This is a genomic window from Fructilactobacillus sp. X2R6C1, assembly GCF_059901295.1.
Genome location: NZ_JBWXUZ010000007.1, coordinates 1 through 3258 on the forward strand (window position 1 = coordinate 1; position 3258 = coordinate 3258).

General features: G+C 49.1%; 2 rRNA genes. Both read right to left on the reverse strand.

Going from position 1 to position 3258, the window contains the following annotated elements:
- Positions 1-117: ribosomal RNA gene (gene rrf, locus AC6UDF_RS07095) — 5S ribosomal RNA — on the reverse strand.
- 72 nt (positions 118-189) lie between these two features.
- Positions 190-3107: ribosomal RNA gene (locus tag AC6UDF_RS07100) — 23S ribosomal RNA — on the reverse strand.
- Positions 3108-3258: the final 151 nt, after the last annotated feature.

Genomic DNA, 3258 nt, shown 5'->3' on the forward strand with positions numbered 1-3258 from the left:
GCGTGGCAACGTCCTACCCTTGCAGGGGGCGATCCCCCAACTACTCTTGGCGTGCTGAAGCTTAACTTCTGTGTTCGGCATGGGAACAGGTGTATCCTTCAGGCTTTCGCCACCACACTTAGAAAGAACTTCGTTCTCTCAAAACTAGATAATATCTTCTCTGCCCGATTAACTTCCACTTCTTTTTGCTTGGTTAAGTCCTCGACCGATTAGTATTAGTCCGCTTCACGTATCACTACGCTTCCACTTCTAACCTATCTACCTGATCATCTTTCAGGGGTCTTACTTCCATAAAGGAATGGGAAATCTCATCTCGAGGCGAGTTTCACACTTAGATGCTTTCAGCGTTTATCTCATCCATACATAGCTACCCAGCTGTGCGCCTGGCGGCGCAACTGGTACACCAGCGGTATGTCCATCCCGGTCCTCTCGTACTAGGGATAGCTCCTCTCAAATTTCCTGCGCCCGCGACGGATAGGGACCGAACTGTCTCACGACGTTCTGAACCCAGCTCGCGTACCGCTTTAATGGGCGAACAGCCCAACCCTTGGGACCAACTACAGCCCCAGGATGCGATGAGCCGACATCGAGGTGCCAAACCTCCCCGTCGATGTGAACTCTTGGGGGAGATAAGCCTGTTATCCCCAGGGTAGCTTTTATCCGTTGAGCGATGGCCCTTCCATATGGTACCACCGGATCACTAAGCCCGACTTTCGTCCCTGCTCGACCTGTATGTCTCGCAGTCAAGCTCCCTTCTGCCTTTACACTCTTTGAATGATTTCCAACCATTCTGAGGGAACCTTTGGGCGCCTCCGTTACTATTTAGGAGGCGACCGCCCCAGTCAAACTGCCAACCAGACACTGTCTCCGAGCACGTTGAGTGCTCAGGGTTAGAGTGTTCACATAGCAAGGGTAGTATCCCAATGACGCCTCCGCCGAAGCTAGCGCTCCGGTTTCAATGGCTCCTACCTATCCTGTACAAGCTGTGCAAACACCCAATATCAAGCTACAGTAAAGCTCCATGGGGTCTTTCCGTCCTGTCGCGGGTAACCTGCTTCTTCACAGGTATCTTAATTTCACCGAGTCTCTCGTTGAGACAGTGCCCAGATCGTTACGCCTTTCGTGCGGGTCGGAACTTACCCGACAAGGAATTTCGCTACCTTAGGACCGTTATAGTTACGGCCGCCGTTTACTGGGGCTTCATTTCGGAGCTTCGCCGAAGCTAACTCTTCCACTTAACCTTCCAGCACCGGGCAGGCGTCAGCCCCTATACGTCATCTTACGATTTTGCAGAAACCTGTGTTTTTGATAAACAGTCGTCTGGGCCTCTTCACTGCGGCTGTCCGTTAGGACAGCACCCCTTCTTCCGAAGTTACGGGGTCATTTTGCCGAGTTCCTTAACGAGAGTTCTCTCGCTCACCTGAGGATACTCTCCTCGACTACCTGTGTCGGTTTGCGGTACGGGTAGTTATTAACTCGCTAGAAGCTTTTCTCGGCAGCGTGACATCAGTTGCTTCCCTACTATAATTTCGGTCCTCATCGTCGCTTGTCAACTCGATCAAAAGCATTTCTCTCTTGACCTGACTTACGACTTGAACATCCATCTCCATCAGGATGCACAACTTAGCCTTCTGCGTTCCTCCATCACTCAAACGTTAATAACTAGTACAGGAATCTCAACCTGTTATCCATCGTCTACGCCTCTCGGCCTCGACTTAGGTCCCGACTAACCCTGGGTGGACGAGCCTTCCCCAGGAAACCTTAGTCATTCGGTGAATCAGATTCTCACTGATTTTTCGCTACTCATACCGGCATTCTCACTTCTAAGCGCTCCACTAGTCCTTACGGTCTAGCTTCGTTGCCCTTAGAACGCTCTCCTATCACGCGACAAAGTCGCGTCCGCAGTCTCGGTAATATGCTTAGCCCCGGTAAATTTTCGGCGCAGAATCACTCGACTAGTGAGCTATTACGCACTCTTTAAATGGTGGCTGCTTCTGAGCCAACATCCTAGTTGTCTATGCAACTCCACTGCCTTTTCCACTTAGCATATATTTAGGGACCTTAACTGGCGGTCTGGGCTGTTCCCCTTTCGACGATGGATCTTATCACTCATCGTCTGACTCCCGGATATAAATCAATGGTATTCGGAGTTTATCTGAACTTAGTAATCCAAGACGGACCCCTTGTCCAAACAGTGGCTCTACCTCCATGATTCTAAACTCCGAGGCTAACCCTAAAGCTATTTCGGAGAGAACCAGCTATCTCCAAGTTCGTTTGGAATTTCACCGCTATCCACACCTCATCCCAGCACTTTTCAACGTACACGGGTTCGGACCTCCGGTGCGTATTACCGCACTTTCATCCTGGACATGGATAGATCACCTGGTTTCGGGTCTATGGCAACATACTTCAACGCCCTATTCAGACTCGCTTTCGCTTCGGCTCCGCTTTTTCAACTTAACCTTGCATGCAACTATAACTCGCCGGTTCATTCTACAAGAGGCACGCTATCACCCTTAAACGGGCTCTAACTGCTTGTAGGCACATGGTTGCAGGAACTATTTCACTCCCCTTCCGGGGTGCTTTTCACCTTTCCCTCACGGTACTGGTTCACTATCGGTCACTAGGTAGTATTTAGCCTTGGGAGATGGTCCTCCCGGCTTCCGACGACGTTTCACGTGTGTCGCCGTACTCAGGATCCTGAACTGAGGGAACCTGATTTCGTCTACTGGGCTATCACCATCTATGGCTCAGCTTCCCAACTGATTCGACTATCAGATTCTTTTGTAACTCAAATGTTCAGTCCTACAACCCCGACCAGTAAACTGATCGGTTTGGGCTGTTCCCCGTTCGCTCGCCGCTACTGAGGGAATCGAAATTTTTTTCTACTCCTGCGGGTACTTAGATGTTTCAGTTCCCCGCGTCTACCGCACGGCAGCTATGAATTCACTGTCGTGCAATCATCGACTAAGATGATTGGGTTTCCCCATTCGGAAATCTCCGGATCAAAGCTTACGTACAGCTCCCCGAAGCATATCGGTGTTAGTTCCGTCCTTCATCGGCTCCTAGTACCAAGGCATTCACCATGCGCCCTTAATAACTTAACCTGCATCACTTCGTGATGTAAGTTATTGAGTATTTGCGATTTAAACTATTTTAAAAAACTCAAATAACGTAGTGGTTATTTCTCGGTTAAAATTATAATTAAAATATAATTAATACAGAAAATAATATTATCTAGTTTTCAAAGAACAAAGT